The 17,953-nt window shown below is 32.8% G+C and carries 15 protein-coding genes; 9 read left to right on the top strand and 6 right to left on the bottom strand.

The features are described from left to right. Nucleotides 1-134 precede the first annotated feature (134 nt). Nucleotides 135-653, top strand: coding sequence for an acyl-CoA thioesterase (locus tag FGM02_RS04855; protein ID WP_139957186.1), 519 nt, complete (start codon nt 135-137; stop codon nt 651-653). A gap of 9 nt (nt 654-662) precedes the next feature. On the opposite strand, the gene FGM02_RS04850 is transcribed toward FGM02_RS04855, so the two are convergent. Further along, entirely contained in the window at nt 663-1,928 is a 1,266-nt protein-coding gene (locus FGM02_RS04850; RefSeq protein WP_139957185.1) for a murein hydrolase activator EnvC family protein, read from the bottom strand. Then, on the bottom strand, nt 1,928-2,698 hold the full coding sequence (locus FGM02_RS04845) for a DUF4292 domain-containing protein (RefSeq protein WP_166461133.1): 771 nt from the start codon (nt 2,696-2,698) through the stop codon (nt 1,928-1,930). Before FGM02_RS04845 ends, FGM02_RS04850 begins: the two co-directional genes overlap by 1 nt. Before the next feature lie 215 nt (nt 2,699-2,913). Here FGM02_RS04845 and FGM02_RS04840 point away from each other — a divergent pair, with 215 nt between their 5' ends. Then, the gene (locus FGM02_RS04840; protein ID WP_139957183.1) at nt 2,914-4,053 is read left to right on the top strand and encodes a helix-turn-helix domain-containing protein; all 1,140 of its coding nucleotides are present in this window, start codon (nt 2,914-2,916) and stop codon (nt 4,051-4,053) included. Nucleotides 4,054-4,386: 333 nt separating this feature from the next. Here the strand turns inward: FGM02_RS04840 and FGM02_RS04835 are convergent, their stop codons facing one another. Beyond that, entirely contained in the window at nt 4,387-6,072 is a 1,686-nt protein-coding gene (locus FGM02_RS04835) for an ABC transporter ATP-binding protein (RefSeq protein ID WP_139957182.1), read from the bottom strand. 128 nt (nt 6,073-6,200) lie between these two features. Here FGM02_RS04835 and FGM02_RS04830 point away from each other — a divergent pair, with 128 nt between their 5' ends. Together FGM02_RS04830 and FGM02_RS04825 are read left to right on the top strand one after the other, a co-directional pair. Beyond that, nucleotides 6,201-8,075, top strand: a complete 1,875-nt coding sequence (locus FGM02_RS04830; protein WP_139957181.1) for an ABC-F family ATP-binding cassette domain-containing protein — start codon at nt 6,201-6,203, stop codon at nt 8,073-8,075. Nucleotides 8,076-8,577: 502 nt separating this feature from the next. After that, nucleotides 8,578-9,342, top strand: coding sequence for a response regulator transcription factor (locus FGM02_RS04825; protein WP_139957180.1), 765 nt, complete (start codon nt 8,578-8,580; stop codon nt 9,340-9,342). A 6-nt stretch (nt 9,343-9,348) separates the two neighbouring features. Here FGM02_RS04825 and FGM02_RS04820 read toward each other — a convergent pair whose 3' ends face one another. After that, entirely contained in the window at nt 9,349-10,677 is a 1,329-nt protein-coding gene (locus FGM02_RS04820; RefSeq protein WP_139957179.1) for a GH1 family beta-glucosidase, read from the bottom strand. A 339-nt stretch (nt 10,678-11,016) separates the two neighbouring features. Next, on the bottom strand, nt 11,017-12,069 hold the full coding sequence (gene thiL, locus FGM02_RS04815; protein WP_139957178.1) for a thiamine-phosphate kinase: 1,053 nt from the start codon (nt 12,067-12,069) through the stop codon (nt 11,017-11,019). A gap of 250 nt (nt 12,070-12,319) precedes the next feature. Here thiL and FGM02_RS04810 point away from each other — a divergent pair, with 250 nt between their 5' ends. The 5 genes from FGM02_RS04810 (at nt 12,320) to sufD (ending at nt 17,067) form a co-directional block, all read left to right on the top strand. After that, nucleotides 12,320-12,832, top strand: coding sequence for a hypothetical protein (locus FGM02_RS04810; RefSeq protein WP_139957177.1), 513 nt, complete (start codon nt 12,320-12,322; stop codon nt 12,830-12,832). 204 nt (nt 12,833-13,036) lie between these two features. Further along, nucleotides 13,037-13,366 carry a HesB/IscA family protein gene (locus FGM02_RS04805; protein ID WP_139957176.1) on the top strand — a complete coding sequence of 110 codons (330 nt, stop codon included), beginning with the start codon at nt 13,037-13,039 and terminating at the stop codon, nt 13,364-13,366. Between the two features lie 16 nt (nt 13,367-13,382). Further along, nucleotides 13,383-14,831 carry a Fe-S cluster assembly protein SufB gene (gene sufB, locus FGM02_RS04800; protein ID WP_139957175.1) on the top strand — a complete coding sequence of 483 codons (1,449 nt, stop codon included), beginning with the start codon at nt 13,383-13,385 and terminating at the stop codon, nt 14,829-14,831. A gap of 86 nt (nt 14,832-14,917) precedes the next feature. Further along, nucleotides 14,918-15,670, top strand: a complete 753-nt coding sequence (gene sufC / locus FGM02_RS04795; protein WP_139957174.1) for a Fe-S cluster assembly ATPase SufC — start codon at nt 14,918-14,920, stop codon at nt 15,668-15,670. A 74-nt stretch (nt 15,671-15,744) separates the two neighbouring features. Then, a complete protein-coding gene (sufD, locus tag FGM02_RS04790) occupies nt 15,745-17,067 on the top strand; it encodes a Fe-S cluster assembly protein SufD (protein ID WP_139957173.1) in 1,323 nt (440 codons plus the stop codon). 60 nt (nt 17,068-17,127) lie between these two features. Here the strand turns inward: sufD and FGM02_RS04785 are convergent, their stop codons facing one another. Then, nucleotides 17,128-17,919: a PhzF family phenazine biosynthesis protein gene (locus FGM02_RS04785; protein WP_139957172.1), complete on the bottom strand. Its 792-nt coding sequence runs from the start codon at nt 17,917-17,919 to the stop codon at nt 17,128-17,130. Between the last annotated feature and the right edge of the window lie 34 nt (nt 17,920-17,953).

Here is a 17,953-nt window from a genome sequence, read left to right as displayed (position 1 = left end):
TCGATGTAATTGATAAAATGCTAAGAAAATTGGAATATGTTAACATTTGTAAATGCAAATTCACCTAAGACTAATATTAGTCATTTTATTTGCTGCTAAAGGGCAATTTTGTAACTTGTCTCTTTTATAAATTTATGGAGTCAAAAAAATACAAAGCAGCAAAAGAATCGCATTCTATTGCTACAGATTTGGTTTTGCCAAGTGACACAAATGCCTTAGATAGTTTGTTTGGAGGTGAGTTATTATCGAGAATGGATAGAATTTGCTGCATTGCCGCGCAAAGACATTCAAATGCAATTTGTGTAACGGTTTCTGTAAATCATGTGGCGTTTACCAAGCCAGTACCTTTGGGAACCACTATTACTATTGAGGCAAAAGTTTCAAGAGCTTTTTCTACTTCTATGGAAGTGTATGCTGATGTTTGGATAGAAGATAGAACTTCTAGAAAAAAAACAAAGGTAAATGAAGGAATTTATACGTTTGTAGCGGTAGATGAACATAGAAAACCCATTGCTATTCCTGAGTTGGTGCCAGAAACAGAGCTAGAAAAACAACGCTATGAGGCGGCTTTAAGAAGGCGTCAACTAAGTTTGGTGCTTTCAGGGAAATTAAGTCCTAAAAATGCAACAGAATTAAAATCTTTGTTTGAATAGGAGGGGAGATTACAAACGCAGCAACCAGTATTTAGGATTTTCTTTGGTCATATTGTCCTTCCATATTTGAAATTTTAAAATGGTTTTACCGGTTACTTTGTCGGTGTGAATTTTACCTAGTGATTGGTTGACATTTACGCGGTCTCCTTTTTGGATAGTTACGGTATCTAGGCCTTTGTAAATGGAAATATAATTACCGTGCTGAATCATGACAGTTTTTAAGCCGCTTGTATCCATTTGTATGGCTAATACAGTTCCTTCAAAAATTGCTTTGGCGCTTGCTCCATTGTTTGTGGCAATATGTATTCCGTTACTTTGGTGGTATATACCACTATAAATTTTACTAGCTATTTTACCAAAATCACGTACCACCAAGGCATTGATTACCGGCCAAGGAAGTTTTCCTTTGTTTGAAGTGAATTTTGAGGCTAAGGCTTTGGCTTCTGGGGTTAAAAAGAATCCTTTTGTGGTATTTGTACTACTTTTCTTTTTAGAGGCAGCAATAGCTTCGCGGATTAGCTTTTCAATTTGCGCATCTATTTTTCGTTCTTCTTTTTGTTTTGCTTTTATTTCTGCGAGGTATTTATTTCCTTTAGATTTTACTTTTTTAACAAGTACTTCTTGTTCTTTTTTGTCTTGTTCAATAATTGCTTGTTCTTCCCTGTGTTCTATAACTAAAGCTTCTTTTTCTTGTTGTTGAACTTTTAAAGACTCGTTTAAGATTTCAATTTCTTTGGTTTTTTTTGCTATTTCTTCTCCTTGCTTTTTTCTGTAATCTGTATATTGGTCCATATACTTTATACGTTTGTAAGCTTGTAAAAAATTGTCTGAAGAAAACAAAAACATCATTCTGCTTTGCAAAGATTTACTTTTGTAGGATTTGTAAATCATATTGGCGTAATCTTCTTTCAGTACATCAAGATCTTTGTTAAGGCTTTTTATTTTTTTAGAATTGCTATTGATTTTGGCGTTTAAATTATCCGCCTGCTTATCGATAGTGGCAATTAATTTTGAACGAACATTTATTTTTTGTTTTAAATCATTAACGTGTTCTAAAAGGTTTTTTTCTTCCTTTTTGGTGTTGAATAACAGCGAGTTTATTTTTTTTATTTCTTCTTGTAACTGCGTTCTCTTTTTTTCAAGAGTTTTCTGACTCGTAGATTGTGCGTAATTTGCTGCGGTCGAAAAAACGAATAAAAAAAGCAGGAGGTATTTGATAAAACCTAAATTTTTAGTTGGGTTAAAAGAAGATAAAAGGAAAGCTGTTTTTTGCATTATTTTTCGATTCTTTTGTATCCGCTTGGAATTTTATAGGGAAACGATAATTTTTTGTTTAATTCTATCGATTTGTAATCTAGATGAATACTAGCGTTGTTTTTGTCGTTTTTGGCTTGAATTGAGATCGCTCCAGGAATGGAAGTTCCATTTATGTTTTGAAAGTCTTCATAGTTAATAGTCAGGAAACCATTTTTTTCATTGCTGATCACTTCTTGCTTTTCAATTTTGTAATTTAAAGGGTGTACCCAGAAAAATATTTTAGCCAATTCATTGGGTTGTTTGGGAGTTAACAAATGCGCTTGTTGGTCTAATGTTGAATCATAATCTGTAGCATTTAGTTTTACAATGGCATCACCCAAAAGAAGATTTTGTACCATTTCGTAATTTACATCGGTTCCTAGCAATTTACTTAAACTGCTAAAATCACCATCGTAATAGGTTTTGGTAGGTTTTATATAATAGCTCACTCGGTCTGGAGTAATTAAGGCTTTTAAAATGGAAAACCCGAAAAAAGAACCGTTCAATAAAATTGTTTCATCCTTTTGTAATTTCAAACTCATAGAAATACTTTTTGAGCTTCCCCCTTTTTTGAAATTTATTTTTAAATCAGCGCTTAAAGTTTCTTGATCAAAAGTGTTTTTATAATGGTTTTTTATAACTCTTTTTGAAGATTCTTCAACCACATTTGCTCGGTCTTTTAAGTTTCGATTTGCTCCACAAGAGAAAAGTATAAATGCAGAAAGTATATAGAATATTTTGGTTCTCACAATAGGTAATTTTATCACTGTTTATTTCAAATTAGAAGATTTGTATACACATTTTTTATCTTTTAATTTGGGTTGCAAGATACGTTTTTTGACGGATGAATTTATGTGCATGAACTGTTAAATTCATAAGAACTGTCTTAGTAGAAAAAGGCATTGTTAGATATTAGGAATAGATTCCGTTCGATTTTTGTTATTTTTGAAGTTAAAGCTATGAAATGGAATTAGATTATATTTTCAATTTATTTTTAATTGTTAGTGCTATCCATGGTTTTGTCTTTTGCGGAATCGCTTTGTATTCTAAAGCAGGAAAAGAAAAAAGCATGCGTTATTTAACACTCTTGGTGTTGATGGTTTCCTTAAGTAATTTACAAACTTGGGGAGTAAAACCGCTTTTAAAAGATTTCGGAATTTTAAATTATTTTTATTGGCCTTGGCACTTTTTAATTGGCGTTTATTTTTATGGGTTTTTAGTGAATTATTTGCAAATTGCTAAAAAGTGTTTTCCTATTGAAAGGATTATTATGCCAATTTTTGTTTTTGTTATTTTGGCTAGAATATCTGTTTATTACTATTTAAGTGCGCAACAAAATCCTGAAAATTTGTATGTTCTTTTTAGAAAATATACCATTTTGGAAGAATTGGTTAGCATGGTTTTTTCATTTGGAAGTTTTGGCTATGCTTTTTATCTTTTTTACAAGAAGAAGCAGTTGTTTTTAAAAATCCAATCATTAGATAATTTAAACTGGGTTTATCGTTTTTTTAAGTTAGGGGGTTTTACCTATTTGATGTGGGTTGCAGCTTTGTTTGTTACCGTTTTTATAAATAATTATGAATTTAAATATGCTTATTATCCATTAAAACTATTTTCTGCCATTTTAATTTATTGGCTCGGTTATCAAGGGTTTATTCAATTTCGATTGATGAAAGAGCGAAGTGAAATTAGAAATAACGAAAAAAATAATTTGTCTAAAAAGCCAGATCAAAATTTAATTCTTTGTCAAAAAGAAGCAAAAACAGAGCAATTCATAAAAATAGAAAACTACATAATAGAAAACAATAGCTTTACAAATCCTATCATAACTCTTGAGAGCTTGGCCAAAGATTTGGGAATAAGCACTAGTTTGTTTTCACAATTGATAAATCAACACGCCAAAAAATCCTTTCCCGATTATATAAACTTTTTTAGAGTTGAGCAGGCAAAAAAAATGCTAATGAATTCTCAATACAGGCAATATACTATTGTAGCCATTGGTTTAGAATCTGGTTTTAATTCAAAGTCTACTTTTTATTCAGCCTTTAAAAAACACGAAAAATGCACGCCTACCCAGTTTAGAAAGATTATTAGTGCCGAATAAATCTTATTGTAATTTGTCCGAATTTATCCAAAATGGATGTATTCGGACATTTTGTTTCAATTGAATTTTTAGTTTTGATGCAGTTGTTAAAAAAAAATTATGAAAAGAAAATTTAGATTGACGCAAGTTGTACTATTAGTTTTCATTCTTTTGCGCAATATGTTCCGGATATTACCTTAACAGGAGATGTTTCTGTTGGTTATCGGTTTTAGGAGATTAAAATAATTAGAAATAAAATTGCTAGAATGCCATGCATTTTAAATTAGGGGAACAAATAAATTGCTATGAAATTGTTTCTGCACCCGTCAAAAATTTTGATTTTTGACGGGTTTTTTATTTCCCCTTCGGAATTGATTCAATTAATTTTTTAGTGTATTCAGAATTAGGATTCGCATAAATCTCATCGGCATCACCAATTTCTTCTATTTTTCCTTTATTCATTACTACTAATTGATCGGCCATATATTTAACAACGGCCAAGTCGTGTGAAATAAAGATATAGGTAAAACCAAAATCAACTTTAAGCTGGTTTAATAAATTTAAGACTTGTGCTTGTACGGAAACGTCTAGAGCAGAAACAGATTCATCGCAAATAATTAATTTGGGTTGAAGAGCAATGGTTCTAGCAATTCCAATTCTTTGGCGCTGTCCGCCAGAAAACTCATGAGGGTATCGGAAATAATGTTCCTTATTCAGTCCTACTTTTTCTAAAATTTCAAAAACTTTTTCTTTGCGTTCTTGGTCATTTTTATAAAGTTGGTGAACTATCATGGGTTCTAAAATAGCTTCACCCACTACAATTCTTGGATTTAAGGAAGAAAAAGGATCTTGAAAAATAATTTGAATGTCTTTTCTTAGTGTTTTAATTTCAGCATTCGAAAGTTTTGTTAGGTCTTGTCCGTTATAATGAATTGTTCCAGCTGTCGCTTTTTCTAAATGAACAATGGTTCTTCCTAAAGTAGATTTTCCACAGCCCGATTCTCCAACCAATCCTAAAGTTTCTCCTTCGTACAATTTAAAAGAAATGTCATCAACGGCTTTTACCAAACTCTCTTTTTGAAACCACCAAGCTTTGTTTCCAACATAATATTTTTTAAGCTGGCTAATTTCTAACAAGGGTTTTTCTGCGTAAATTTTTTCGTGAAAAGCTTCTCTTTCCGTAGTTGTATAGATATCATTATCAAAAGTCCCCTCAATAAAATCTTTAACTGATGGCAGCGTTTTTAAACGTTCTGTCTGGCTGGGTTTCGATTTGATTAAGGCTTTGGTGTAATTGTCTTTTGGATTGTGAAAAAGTTCCAAAGCATTTCCTTGTTCCACAATATTTCCTTGGTACATAACCACTACACGGTTGCAAATTTCAGAAACCAAAGAAAGATCGTGAGAGATAAACAAAATGCTCATTTCGGTTTCTTGTTGCAATTCTTTTAGCAGTTTAATTATTTCTTTTTGAACCGTAACGTCAAGGGCGGTTGTAGGTTCATCTGCAATTAAAATTTTTGGTTTACAAGCAATGGCCATGGCAATCATAACTCGTTGTTTTTGTCCGCCAGAAATTTGATGTGGATATTGGCCATACATTTCGGTGGCTCTTGGTAATTTTACTTTTTCAAAAAGTTGAATGACTTCCTGTTTAGCTTCTTTTTTTGAAAGTTTTGTGTGTTGTAATAGCACTTCTAAAACTTGTTCTCCGCAAGTCATACTGGGATTTAAAGAACTCATAGGTTCTTGAAAAATCATGGAGATTTCATTACCTCTAATTTTTCGAAATTCCTTGTTGGAAAGTTTACAAAGCGATTTTCCTTCAAAAGTAATAGCACCTTCTATTTTTGTTGCCTTAGGAAGCAAGCCTAAAACAGCCAAGGATGAAACAGATTTTCCACTTCCTGATTCTCCTACAATTCCCAATATTTCATTGGAATTTAATTCGAAAGAAATCCCATGAATTACTTTGTTTTCTTCTTTTTTAGAAGGAAAAGAAATATGAAGGTTTTCTATCTTTAAAAGTGCTTGTTCCATGAAAAATTGAGGCAAATTGTATTGGGTATGCAATTTATGTTATTTAAATCGAATTTCTAGCAGTATTGATAAATGAAATAATCGTTTCTTTGCAAGGAATACCTATATCAAAGCTTAATACAAATTAAATGAATTACTTATCAGTAGAAAATATCTCCAAAGCATATGGAGAACGCGTGTTGTTTGACAATATTTCTTTTGGAATTAACAAAGGCCAAAAAGTAGCTTTTGTCGCAAAAAACGGTACGGGGAAAACCTCTATTTTGAATATTATTACAGGCAGAGATACTTCTGATACAGGGCAGGTTGTGATGAGGAAAGATCTTCATATGGCGTATTTGGCGCAGAATGATGAATTTGATCCGAATTTAACAATTGAAGAGGTGGTTTTTAGTTCAGACAACCCAACCTTAAAAGTAATTCAGGAGTATGAAAAGGCCATAGAAAATCCTGAAGATGCAGATGCGTATCAAAGAGCTTTTGAGTTAATGGATCAATACGATGCATGGGATTTTGAATCGCAATACAAGCAGATTTTAACAAAATTAAAATTTGAAGACATTCATTTAAAAGTAGGAAAGCTTTCTGGAGGGCAAAGAAAGCGTTTAGGTTTGGCTACGGTATTAATTAACAAACCTGATTTGTTAATTTTAGATGAGCCTACCAATCATTTGGATTTGGAAATGATTGAATGGTTAGAGGCTTTTTTCAAAAAAGAAAAAATGACCTTGTTTATGGTTACGCATGATCGTTACTTTTTAGAAAGAGTTTGTAATGAAATTATAGAACTAGATGGTGGCGAATTGTATCGTTACAAAGGAAGTTATTCTTATTATTTAGAGAAAAAAGAAGAACGTATTGCCTTGGAGCAAGTGGTACAAGAAAAAGCGAAAAATTTATTCAAAAAGGAATTGGATTGGATGCGTCGTCAGCCTAAAGCAAGAACCACAAAATCTAAATCTCGTATTGATGATTTTTTCGAAATAAAGGAAAAAGCGCATAACAGACGAATTGAGCACAAGGTGCAATTGGAAATTAGTATGGAGCGCCTAGGAAGTAAAATTCTTGAGATGCATAAAGTTTCTAAATCTTGGGGTGATTTAAAAATATTGGACAATTTCGAATATGTTTTTAAACGTGGTGAACGTATTGGAATTATAGGAAAAAATGGAACAGGTAAATCTAGTTTCTTAAATTTAATTACACACAAAGAACCGGTAGATCAAGGAAAAGTAATTTTGGGAGAAACCGTAAAATACGGTTATTATACGCAAAATGGAATTCAAGCCAAAGAAGGTCAAAAAGTAATTGAAGTCATCAAAGAATTTGGAGAATACATTCCTTTGGCAAAAGGAAATAAAATTTCTGCAAGTCAGTTATTAGAACGTTTTTTGTTTGATAGAAAAAGACAGTATGATTTTGTTGAAAAATTAAGTGGAGGAGAGCGTAAAAGATTGTTTTTATGTGCTGTTTTAATTCAAAATCCGAATTTTTTAATATTGGATGAGCCAACGAATGATTTGGATATTGTTACCTTAAACGTACTAGAAAATTTTTTGTTAGATTTCCCGGGAAACTTAATTGTGGTATCGCATGATAGATACTTTATGGATAAAATTGTAGATTCTTTGTTTGTTTTTAGAGGACATGGTGAGATAGAAAATTTCCCAGGAAACTATTCTGACTTTAGAGCTTATGAAGATTCAAAACCTAAAGAAGGGGGACAGAAAAAAGAGGTGATAAGAGCAATTGAAAAACCTGTTGAAAAAGCAAAGAAGAAAGGTCAGCTGACTTATAATGAAAAACGCGAATGGGGAACTTTAGAAAGTGACATTGCTAAATTAGAACGAAAAAAAGAAACGATTGAGGGACAGTTTGCCAATGGAGAAGTTGCCGATGATAAAATCAATGAAGTTTCTGTAAAATTACAAAAAACCATTGAAGAACTAGAGCAAAAAGAAGAGCGCTGGTTTGAACTTTCCGCAAAATTGGAAGGAGAATAATAAATAGTTTTTTAGAGCAGCTATTTCTGTGTGAGTTACAGGTGAAATTAGAAAAAGCGTCCAAAAAATTGGACGCTTTTTTTGTTGATAAAAGAACCTTCTTATAAAGTAGGAATGTGTTTGAGGTGTTTTATTTTCTTAATATTTTCAAGTTAAATTACTCATCAATGAGTATGGTGTGGGGATTTGTAAACAATTAACTTTAATATATTGTTTAGGTAGAGGTATTTAAACTTTTATGTTGTACAGATATCAAGAAGTTGATGCATTAAATGAGGATATAGTAGCTTTGATTGTTGCTAGGTTAGTAGTGTGACTAATTTGGGGGTTCGTGTTTAATAGAATAACTAATATCGATTTTAGAATCAATATTGGGTCAACTTTTTTGATATCTGCTATTTTGGATAGCGATATGATGTAATTATTTGTTTTTAGTTGCTTTTAATTTTTAAAGAGTGCAAAAAATAAGTATTTTAGGTTCATCTAATGCTCCCTGCTACGAATGAATGACATAAAGAATAAGTACAAAGATATTTTCGATACCTTTTCGGGAATTGAAATAGAAGAACACATAAAAAAATTAATTGAGTTGGATTATTACTATCCAAACATGTCTACCTTTTTTTGCATTACCAATACTGTAGATCAAAGCTTTGAATACATCAGTAAAAATTTTACAGCGTGTACAGGAATTGACAAGCAAAAAATGATGGATGGTGGAATGGATTTCTTTTGGTCCCTTTTTCATGAAGAAGATATCAAGCTTTGGTTGGAGTGCTTGCAAAGTTTGATGCATTTTACCATGGTTGAATTACCTGAAGAAAAACGCTCTAAAATGAGTTATACTTGGAATTATAGAATTAAAAAAGGAGCTGGTGGTTATGTCAATATAATTCAAAATACCACACCAATGCAGTTTGATCAATCAGGAAAACCGGTTATTGGACTGGCGCATTATACTGTTTTTGACGATTCTATTTATATGGATATTTGTGCCTCTGCTAAATTTTTAAATGAAAACAATGAATACGAAACTTTGTTTTTTAAAAATATGTCTACCAAAAATTTACTAGGCGCGGTAACAAATAGAGAACGAGATGTGATTCGGCTATTACTATTGAACTTGAATAGTGATGAAATTGCAGAAAAATTATTTTTAAGCAAGCATACCATAGACACGCATAGGCGAAATATTCTAAAAAAATTTAGTATTGGGTCTACCGGTGAGTTGATTTCGTTTTTTAAGCAAAACGTAAATTTGATCTAGACGAATTTAGTCTTTGCTTAAAAATTTTTGAAACCATAAAGCAGATCTTTTAAATCTTCTTTCTTGTGTTTTAAAGTCGTTGTGAATAATTCCAAAACGTGGTTTTGTGCCTTCCGCCCATTCAAAATTATCGACCAAGGTCCAAATAAAATACCCCTTTACTTTTATACCTTTGTCAATTGCTTTAAGTACTTGTTTAAAGTTTTTTTTGAAATATTTAATGCGCTCCTTGTCGTTAATAGTACCGTTTTTTAGGCTGTCTTCTAGGCAAGTTCCAGCTTCAGTAATGTATATGTTTTTAACACCTTTGTATTTGCTGAATTTTTTCAGCATTTTATATAGTCCTTTGTGATAAATTTCCATGCCCATGGTATTGGTTTTAACATTTCGTTTTGTGGCAGGAATTTCTTTGGCGAATAAAATAGGCGGAAAAAGGCTGTAGTGTGCAACAATTCTAAAATAGTATTGAATACCAATAAAATCAAAATCGAATTGCATTAATTCTTCATCTCCAGGTTTAAAATATTTTTCAATTTTTTTTAAGCCGGGCAGACTTTCAGTAGGGTAGCCTAAGCCTAAAGCTGGTTCAATAAAAAAACGATTTAATAGAGCGTCCAATCGTTTTGCAGCATTTAAATTTCTTCTTAAAATATTCTTAGGAGTCACTTGTGAGCAAGAGAATGTTGTTCCTATACATGCGTTTTTATTATTTTTTCTTAGAATTTTTCCGCCAATAGCCTGGCATAAAACCGTATGATGCGCGGCGGGTAGAAAATTTTGGAGTCCTGTTTTGCCGGGCGCATGTTCTCCTAAAAAATAGCCCAAACCAACATAACTCATGGGTTCATTTAATACCATCCAATTTTTTACTTTGTCGCCGTATTCTAAAGAACAAAATTCAACATAATGTGCAAACCAATGTAGTATTTCTCTATTGGTCCAACCGCCTTTTTCTTCTAGTTTCTGAGGTAAATCCCAGTGGTAAAGTGTTACCCAAGGTGTAATTTTGTGTTCTAAACAAGTGGCAATAACAGCATGGTAAAAAGCAACTCCTTTTGGGTTTGGGGCTCCAATTCCGTCAGGAAAAATTCGTGACCAAGAAATTGAAAAACGAAATGAAGATAGATTCAAGTCTTTAATTTTTAAAATATCTTCCTTGTAACTATGGTAGAAGTCGGTTGCTGTATTTCCATTCCCTTCGGTAAAATTTTTGGCATTGGTAAAGGTATCCCATATAGATGGTCCTTTTTCATCAATGTTCCAAGCGCCTTCTGTTTGGTAGGCAGAAGAAGCTATTCCCCACTCAAATTTTTTAGGAAAATCTTTTCTTTTCATTTTACCTTCATTTTTATTTTAAACAAAAATATCCGCCGTTTGGCAGATATTTTGTCTTGATTTTTACAATTCAAAGGGGGTAGCAAATTGGTGTATCAAGTTTCTTTATGTGGGTGAGTATTTGTTACAAACGCACAAGGCTAAAATAGATGTTTCTTTTTAATTAGCGCTTATAAATTTCTTTTAGACGATGGGTTTAACGGTTTGATAACTTTACTTTTTTATAGCTAATGATTTAGAAACATTGGGCTAATATTTTCTTGTTTTTTAGTTAGAAGCAACTAAAAACCCCTATCCGATTGGATAGGGGGTTGTTTGTGTTTTATAGCCGTTTTTTGTTTATTCTTTCTTTAAAAAAGCATCCCAGCCTTGTGCTGTTAACTCCATTTTTTGATTGGCTCTTGTAACCAAATTTATTCCTTCTGATTTATCAGTCATATGTCCAACAATTGAGAAATTAGGATTTCCTTTTATTTTATCGAAATCAGTTTGAGCAACAGTAAATAGCAACTCATAATCTTCACCTCCGTTTAGGGCAACTACCGTACTGTCCATATTAAATTCTTCCGATGTAGAAATAACTTGAGGATCTAAAGGTAGCTTATCTTCATATACATTACAACCCACATTTGAGCTTTGGCATAAATGAATAATCTCAGAGGATAGCCCGTCAGAAACATCAATCATACTGGTTGGTTTTACGTCTAAATCTTTTAAAAGTTTAGAAACGTCTTTTCTGGCTTCAGGTTTTAGTTGACGTTCTATTAGGTAGGTGTATTCATCTAAATCAGGTTGTGCATTTGGATTTACGTCAAAAACTTGGCGCTCTCTTTCTAAAACTTGAAAGCCGAGGTAGGCAGCACCTAAATCGCCAGTAACAACTAATAAATCGTTTTCTTTGGCACCATCTCTATAAACAATGTCTTCTTCATTGGCGGTTCCTAAAGCGGTTATGCTAATTAATAAGCCCGTTTGAGAAGAGGTTGTGTCGCCACCAATTAAATCAATGGCATAGGTGTCGCAAGCCAGTTGAATTCCAGCATATAACTCTTCCAAAGCTTCTAACGGAAAACGGTTAGATACGGCAATGGAAACCGTAATTTGCGTTGCTTCTCCATTCATAGCGAATATGTCAGAAAGATTGACCATTACGGCTTTGTAACCTAAATGTTTTAAAGGCATATAGGTCAAATTAAAGTGGATTCCTTCTAATAATAAATCAGTAGTAATTAATGTTTTTTTGTTTGTATGGTCTAAAACAGCAGCATCATCACCAACTGCTTTTATTGTAGAAGTTTGCGAAACTTTAAAATGCTCCGTTAGGTGTTTTATCAATCCAAATTCTCCTAATTCTGAGATACTAGTTCTGCTTTGTGATTTGTCTTCTATCATGGTACGCTTGTTTGTGAATTGCAAAAATCCTTCTTTTTTTTCAATTCTGAATTGTTTTCGTCCATAAATGTGATGCACATAACAATATGAAATAGGATGCTGATTTCGAAATTACTAATTTGAAGCTTAAATAATTTGGTTAGTCGTTTTCTATTGTTTGAATATTAAGATTTGTTTAAATGTTAATCAAACGTTTTGATTTTCAGGGTATTTGGCGTAACTTTAGTAAAGTTAATTTAAATCTACCCCCATGATTACAAAAAAAATCTTAGTATTATTTTTTGCATTACTGCTATGCAAAATAGTTTGTACCGCACAGAAATCTGTTTTTCTGTCCCTTTCTTTAGATCCCAAAATGTTAATTACTGGCCCCTATGATACCAGTAAACAAGGCGCACTTAATTATGTTTTTAGGTTAGGTGCTACAGGTGAAACCCATGAGTATGGACTTTCCTTAGAAAATTTCTCGGAGATTGGTTATTTTAGTTATTCTGCATTTTACAACTACAAGAATCCATTTGGAATTGCTGTTGAAAATTTCAGCTTTTTAATTGGAGCTGAAGTAGGTCGATTGATACGAAATGTTGAAGATTATCGAGGTGTTACTTTCGCTGTAAATGCAGAAACTCGTTACCATTTTAATAAAAATTGGGGAGTGCTATTGGCTGCAACCTATAGGTATCGTTGTGATTTGGTTGAGGTATATCAAGAAAACAATTGTTATAAGTTTAATGGTTATACAGGTGTGTTTTTCAATTGGTAATGTTCTCTGAATATTATTTTTACATCACTATTTTGCCAGGTAGTCTGGCCGCTTTTCTTTTTGTAAAATTACTGTAATTAGTACTGTAAGGTTTCTATATAAAGAACCTCTATTAATCTATAAATAAATACAACTTAGATTTGTTCTAAAGACAGGGAACAAGTTGTATCTTTGCAGTCACTTAATTAGGTAAGCAATAACATTATGATAAAAGTTTCAGATATCGCGAAGAAGAAAGTCGTTGAGCTTATGGCCGATGACGGTTATGATGCGGCCACTGATTTCGTTAGAGTAGGCGTTAAAAGTGGAGGGTGTTCAGGCTTGTCATATGATTTAGATTTTGATAAAAATCGAAAAGATGATGATAAGGTTTTTGAAGACAACGGGGTTAAAATTATTGTAGATAAAAAGAGTTTCTTGTATTTAATAGGAACGACTTTAGAATATTCAGGAGGATTGAACGGAACGGGTTTTGTTTTTAACAATCCTAACGCAAGCAGAACTTGTGGATGTGGAGAATCATTTTCTCTTTAAAAAAGATAGAAAGCATATGTCAAAGTATACAGAAGACGATTTAAAGAAAGAACTAGAAACTCAAGAATATGAGTATGGTTTTTATACAGATATCGAATCAGATACATTTCCAATAGGATTGAATGAAGATGTGATTCGTGCTATTTCAAAAAAGAAAAATGAGCCGGAATGGATGACAGACTGGCGATTGGATGCTTTTAGAATTTGGGAAGAAATGGAAGAGCCAGAGTGGGCAAATGTTCATTATGAAAAACCAGATTTTCAAGCCATCAGTTATTATTCAGCTCCTAAAAAAGCAGATCCTAACAAAAGTTTGGATGATGTAGATCCAGAATTGTTAGAGATGTACAGAAAATTAGGAATTTCTGTGGATGAGCAAAAGAAAATGCAAGGTGTTGCGGTTGATATCGTTGTCGATTCAGTTTCTGTAGCAACTACTTTCAAAAAGACTTTGGGTGAAAAAGGAATTATTTTTATGCCTATTTCTGAAGCCATTCAAGAACATCCTGAGTTGGTGAAAAAGTATATGGGTTCTGTAGTTCCTAAAACAGACAATTTTTATGCAGCCTTAAATTCAGCCGTATTTACGGATGGATCTTTCTGCTATATTCCTAAAGGGGTGAAATGTCCAATGGAATTGTCTACGTATTTTAGAATTAACGAAGGAGGTACGGGGCAGTTTGAACGTACTTTGGTTGTTGCTGATGCAGGTAGTTTTGTAAGTTATTTAGAAGGTTGTACTGCTCCTGCAAGAGATGAAAATCAATTGCATGCTGCCGTTGTAGAATTGATTGCAATGGACGATGCAGAGATTAAATATTCAACAGTTCAAAACTGGTTCCCTGGAAATAAAGAAGGAAAAGGTGGTGTTTATAACTTTGTAACCAAGAGAGCGTTGTGTGAAACAAATGCAAAAGTTTCTTGGACACAAGTTGAAACAGGTTCTGCGGTTACATGGAAATATCCTTCTTGTATTTTAAAAGGAGATAATTCTGTAGGTGAATTTTATTCAATTGCAGTTACCAATAACTTCCAACAAGCAGATACGGGTACCAAAATGATTCATTTAGGTAAAAACACCAAGAGTACTATTATCTCAAAAGGAATTTCAGCAGGTAAGTCTCAAAATAGTTACCGTGGATTGGTACAAATCAATGCTCGAGCAGAAAATGCACGTAACTTTTCACAATGTGATTCATTGCTAATGGGCGATCAATGTGGAGCACATACCTTCCCATATATCGAAGCAAAAAATACAACAGCTCAAATAGAACACGAAGCAACAACAAGTAAAATTGGTGAAGACCAACTGTTTTATTGCAACCAACGTGGAATTGATACTGAAAAAGCCATTGCCTTAATTGTAAATGGTTTTAGTAAAGATGTATTGAATAAATTGCCAATGGAGTTTGCTGTAGAAGCACAAAAATTATTAGAAATCAGTTTAGAAGGATCGGTTGGGTAAAACGTTGAATCGTTGAACTGTGTAATTGTTAAAAATGAATTTTCAATTACACGATTACACAATTAAACAAATTAACAATATAGAAGATGTTAAAAATAGAAAATCTACAAGCTAGAATAGACGATAAGGAAATCCTAAAAGGATTGAACATCGAAGTAAAAGCAGGTGAAGTACATGCCATTATGGGACCAAACGGTGCTGGTAAAAGTACCTTGGCAAATGTAATTGCTGGTAAAGAAGAATACGAAGTAACAGGGGGTACAATAGAATTGAATGGAGAAGATATTAGCGAGCTAGCTCCTGAAGAGAGAGCACATGCTGGTGTGTTTTTATCTTTTCAATATCCGATAGAAATTCCAGGAGTTACGGTAACTAACTTTATCAAATCGTCTATCAATGAATCGAGAAAAGCTCAAGGTTTAGAAGAAATGCCGGCGAAGGAAATGCTGAAGAAAATTCGTGAAAAATCTGAATTGTTGGAAATTGACCGTAAATTCTTATCACGTTCTTTAAACGAAGGTTTTTCTGGTGGTGAAAAAAAACGTAATGAAATTTTCCAAATGGCAATGTTAGAGCCTAAATTGGCTATTTTGGATGAAACAGATTCTGGTTTGGATATTGATGCTTTGCGTATTGTTGCCAACGGAGTCAATAAATTAAAATCTAAAGACAATGCCGTAATTGTAATTACACATTACCAACGTTTGTTAGATTATATCATTCCTGATTTTGTTCACGTATTGTATGATGGAAAAATCGTGAAATCTGGGACTAAAGATTTGGCTTTAGAACTAGAAGAAAAAGGTTACGATTGGATAAAGGAAGAGTTGAATGCATAAATTTTGAGTGGTTAGTTTTGTCAAACTTCTTCGGACTTTTGATGGTGAACTTTCGGCTTTAAACTTGAAGAAAAATGGAATTAAAAGAAAAATTAGTATCCTCTTTTTTGGCTTTTGAAAATAAAGTAGATATAGACACAGATTCTAATGTCCACAATATTCGATCAAAGGCTTTTAGTGATTTTGAAAACAAAGGTTTTCCTACTAGAAAAGATGAGGAGTGGAAATATACAAGCTTGAATTCAATTTTAAAACACGACTATAATGTGTTTCCTAAAACTGAAGAATCTTTGGCTTATAACGATGTGAAGAAATATTTTCTGAATGAAACTGATTGTTATAATTTGGTTTTTATTGATGGAAAGTTCAGTTCGTATATGTCTGAAACTACTCATGACGGTATAGATGTTTGTGTCATGTCTTCAGCCTTAAATAAGCCGAAATACAAAATGGTTATTGATGCTTATTTTAACAAATTGGCAAAAGATAACAATAGCCTTTCTGATTTGAATACGGCTTTTTCTAACGAAGGTGCTTTTATCAATATTCCTAAGAATAAGGTAGTGCCAAAACCAATTCAAATCATCAATTTTTCTACAGGTACAGAACAAGAAATTTTGATTCAACCAAGAAATTTGGTCATTGTTGGTGAAAACGCACATGTACAAATATTTGAACGTCATCAAAGTCTGACGTCAAACACTACGCTAACAAATTCAGTTACGGAGATTTTCGTGAATAAGAGGGGGATTGTAGATTTTTACAAAATGCAAAATGATGTAGAAACAGCTTCTTTAATTGATGGTACTTATGTTTCTCAACAAAGAGATAGTGTGGCTTCTGTTCATACTTTTTCTTTTGGTGGTAAATTAACTCGTAACAATTTAGAGTTCTATCAAAATGGTGCACACTGTGTTTCTCATATGAATGGAATTTCTATTTTAAATGGAAAACAACATGTAGACAATCATACTTTGGTGAGACATAAAGCACCAGATTGTGAGTCTCATGAAATGTATAAAGGAATTTATGACGATAGCTCTACCGGAGTTTTTAACGGTAAAGTAATTGTAGAACAAGCGGCGCAAAGAATAAATGCTTACCAACAAAATAACAATGTAATTGTTGGTGCTAAAGCTTCTGTAAACTCTAAACCGCAGTTAGAAATTTTTGCTGATGATGTAAAATGTTCTCATGGTTGTACAATTGGACAGCTAGATGAAAGTGCTTTGTTTTACATGCAACAAAGAGGTATTCCTAAAAAAGAAGCCAAAGCATTGTTGATGTATGCTTTTTCAAACGATGCCTTAAAAAATGTGAAAATTGCAGAATTGAAAACAAAAATAAATGCAATTATTGCAAAGAAACTAGATGTAAAAATCGGATTCGATTTGTAAGAAATAAATATTTAAAATATTAGAAAGCCGACTTTATTAAGTCGGCTTTTTTTTATTTGTTTAAAGTCGTATTTTTCCTACCATGTACAAAACTGCTTGTCCAGATATTTCTACTCGATCTCCAAGATAGGTACAGGTTAAATCTCCTGTTCTTTGTGAAAGTTGTTTTGCCTGAAGCTTGGTTTTGTTTAACTTTTTACTCCAATAAGGAATCAAACTTGTGTGCGCTGAACCTGTTACTGGATCTTCATTAATCCCCGATTGTGGCGCAAAGAAACGCGATACAAAATCTACAGTATCACCTTTAGCAGTAACAATGACTCCTAAAGCGTCAATTTTAGAAAGTGCTAACATATTTGGCGACAAAATTTCTAGTTCTTTTTGAGAAGAAAGAACCACCATAAAGTTGGATGTGCCCCTATAAGTTTCTAAGGGTTTACAACCAAGAGCATTTGCTAATTCAGTAGCAACAGATTTATTTTCAAGAAGAACATCTGTAGGGAAATTCAATGTAAAATAATCATTGGGCTCTTTTCTTACGGGTAAATAACCACTTCTAGCAGAATGAAAAACAATTTCATAGGCATCAATTCCGAAATAGAGAAACAACACATAAGCAGCAGCTAATGTGGCATGACCGCATAAATCAATTTCTACCGTAGGTGTAAACCATCTTATCTCATAATTCGAGTTATTTTTGACTACAAATACCGTCTCAGAAAGATTGTTTTCAGCAGCGATGTTTTGCATCAGTTTTTCATCCAACCATTTGTCTAAAACGCAAACTGCAGCGGGATTTCCTGAAAATATTGTATTCGTAAATGCATCAATCTGGTAGAGTTTTAATTTCATGATTTGTGGTTTTGAGTTTCTCAAAAATAACAAA

Origin of the sequence: Flavicella sediminum (assembly GCF_006381105.1) — a bacterium.
Taxonomy (GTDB): domain Bacteria; phylum Bacteroidota; class Bacteroidia; order Flavobacteriales; family Flavobacteriaceae; genus Flavicella; species Flavicella sediminum.
This window is presented reverse-complemented; position numbering and strand designations above follow the sequence as displayed.

Coding starts and splice junctions, on each gene's coding strand:
- FGM02_RS04855 (WP_139957186.1), top strand. CDS start 135: ATGGAGTCAAAAAAATACAAAGCAGCAAAAGAATCGCATTCTATTGCT.
- FGM02_RS04850 (WP_139957185.1), bottom strand. CDS start 1,928: ATGCAAAAAACAGCTTTCCTTTTATCTTCTTTTAACCCAACTAAAAAT.
- FGM02_RS04840 (WP_139957183.1), top strand. CDS start 2,914: ATGGAATTAGATTATATTTTCAATTTATTTTTAATTGTTAGTGCTATC.
- FGM02_RS04835 (WP_139957182.1), bottom strand. CDS start 6,072: ATGGAACAAGCACTTTTAAAGATAGAAAACCTTCATATTTCTTTTCCT.
- FGM02_RS04830 (WP_139957181.1), top strand. CDS start 6,201: ATGAATTACTTATCAGTAGAAAATATCTCCAAAGCATATGGAGAACGC.
- FGM02_RS04825 (WP_139957180.1), top strand. CDS start 8,578: ATGAATGACATAAAGAATAAGTACAAAGATATTTTCGATACCTTTTCG.
- FGM02_RS04820 (WP_139957179.1), bottom strand. CDS start 10,677: ATGAAAAGAAAAGATTTTCCTAAAAAATTTGAGTGGGGAATAGCTTCT.
- thiL (WP_139957178.1), bottom strand. CDS start 12,069: ATGATAGAAGACAAATCACAAAGCAGAACTAGTATCTCAGAATTAGGA.
- FGM02_RS04810 (WP_139957177.1), top strand. CDS start 12,320: ATGATTACAAAAAAAATCTTAGTATTATTTTTTGCATTACTGCTATGC.
- FGM02_RS04805 (WP_139957176.1), top strand. CDS start 13,037: ATGATAAAAGTTTCAGATATCGCGAAGAAGAAAGTCGTTGAGCTTATG.
- sufB (WP_139957175.1), top strand. CDS start 13,383: ATGTCAAAGTATACAGAAGACGATTTAAAGAAAGAACTAGAAACTCAA.
- sufC (WP_139957174.1), top strand. CDS start 14,918: ATGTTAAAAATAGAAAATCTACAAGCTAGAATAGACGATAAGGAAATC.
- sufD (WP_139957173.1), top strand. CDS start 15,745: ATGGAATTAAAAGAAAAATTAGTATCCTCTTTTTTGGCTTTTGAAAAT.
- FGM02_RS04785 (WP_139957172.1), bottom strand. CDS start 17,919: ATGAAATTAAAACTCTACCAGATTGATGCATTTACGAATACAATATTT.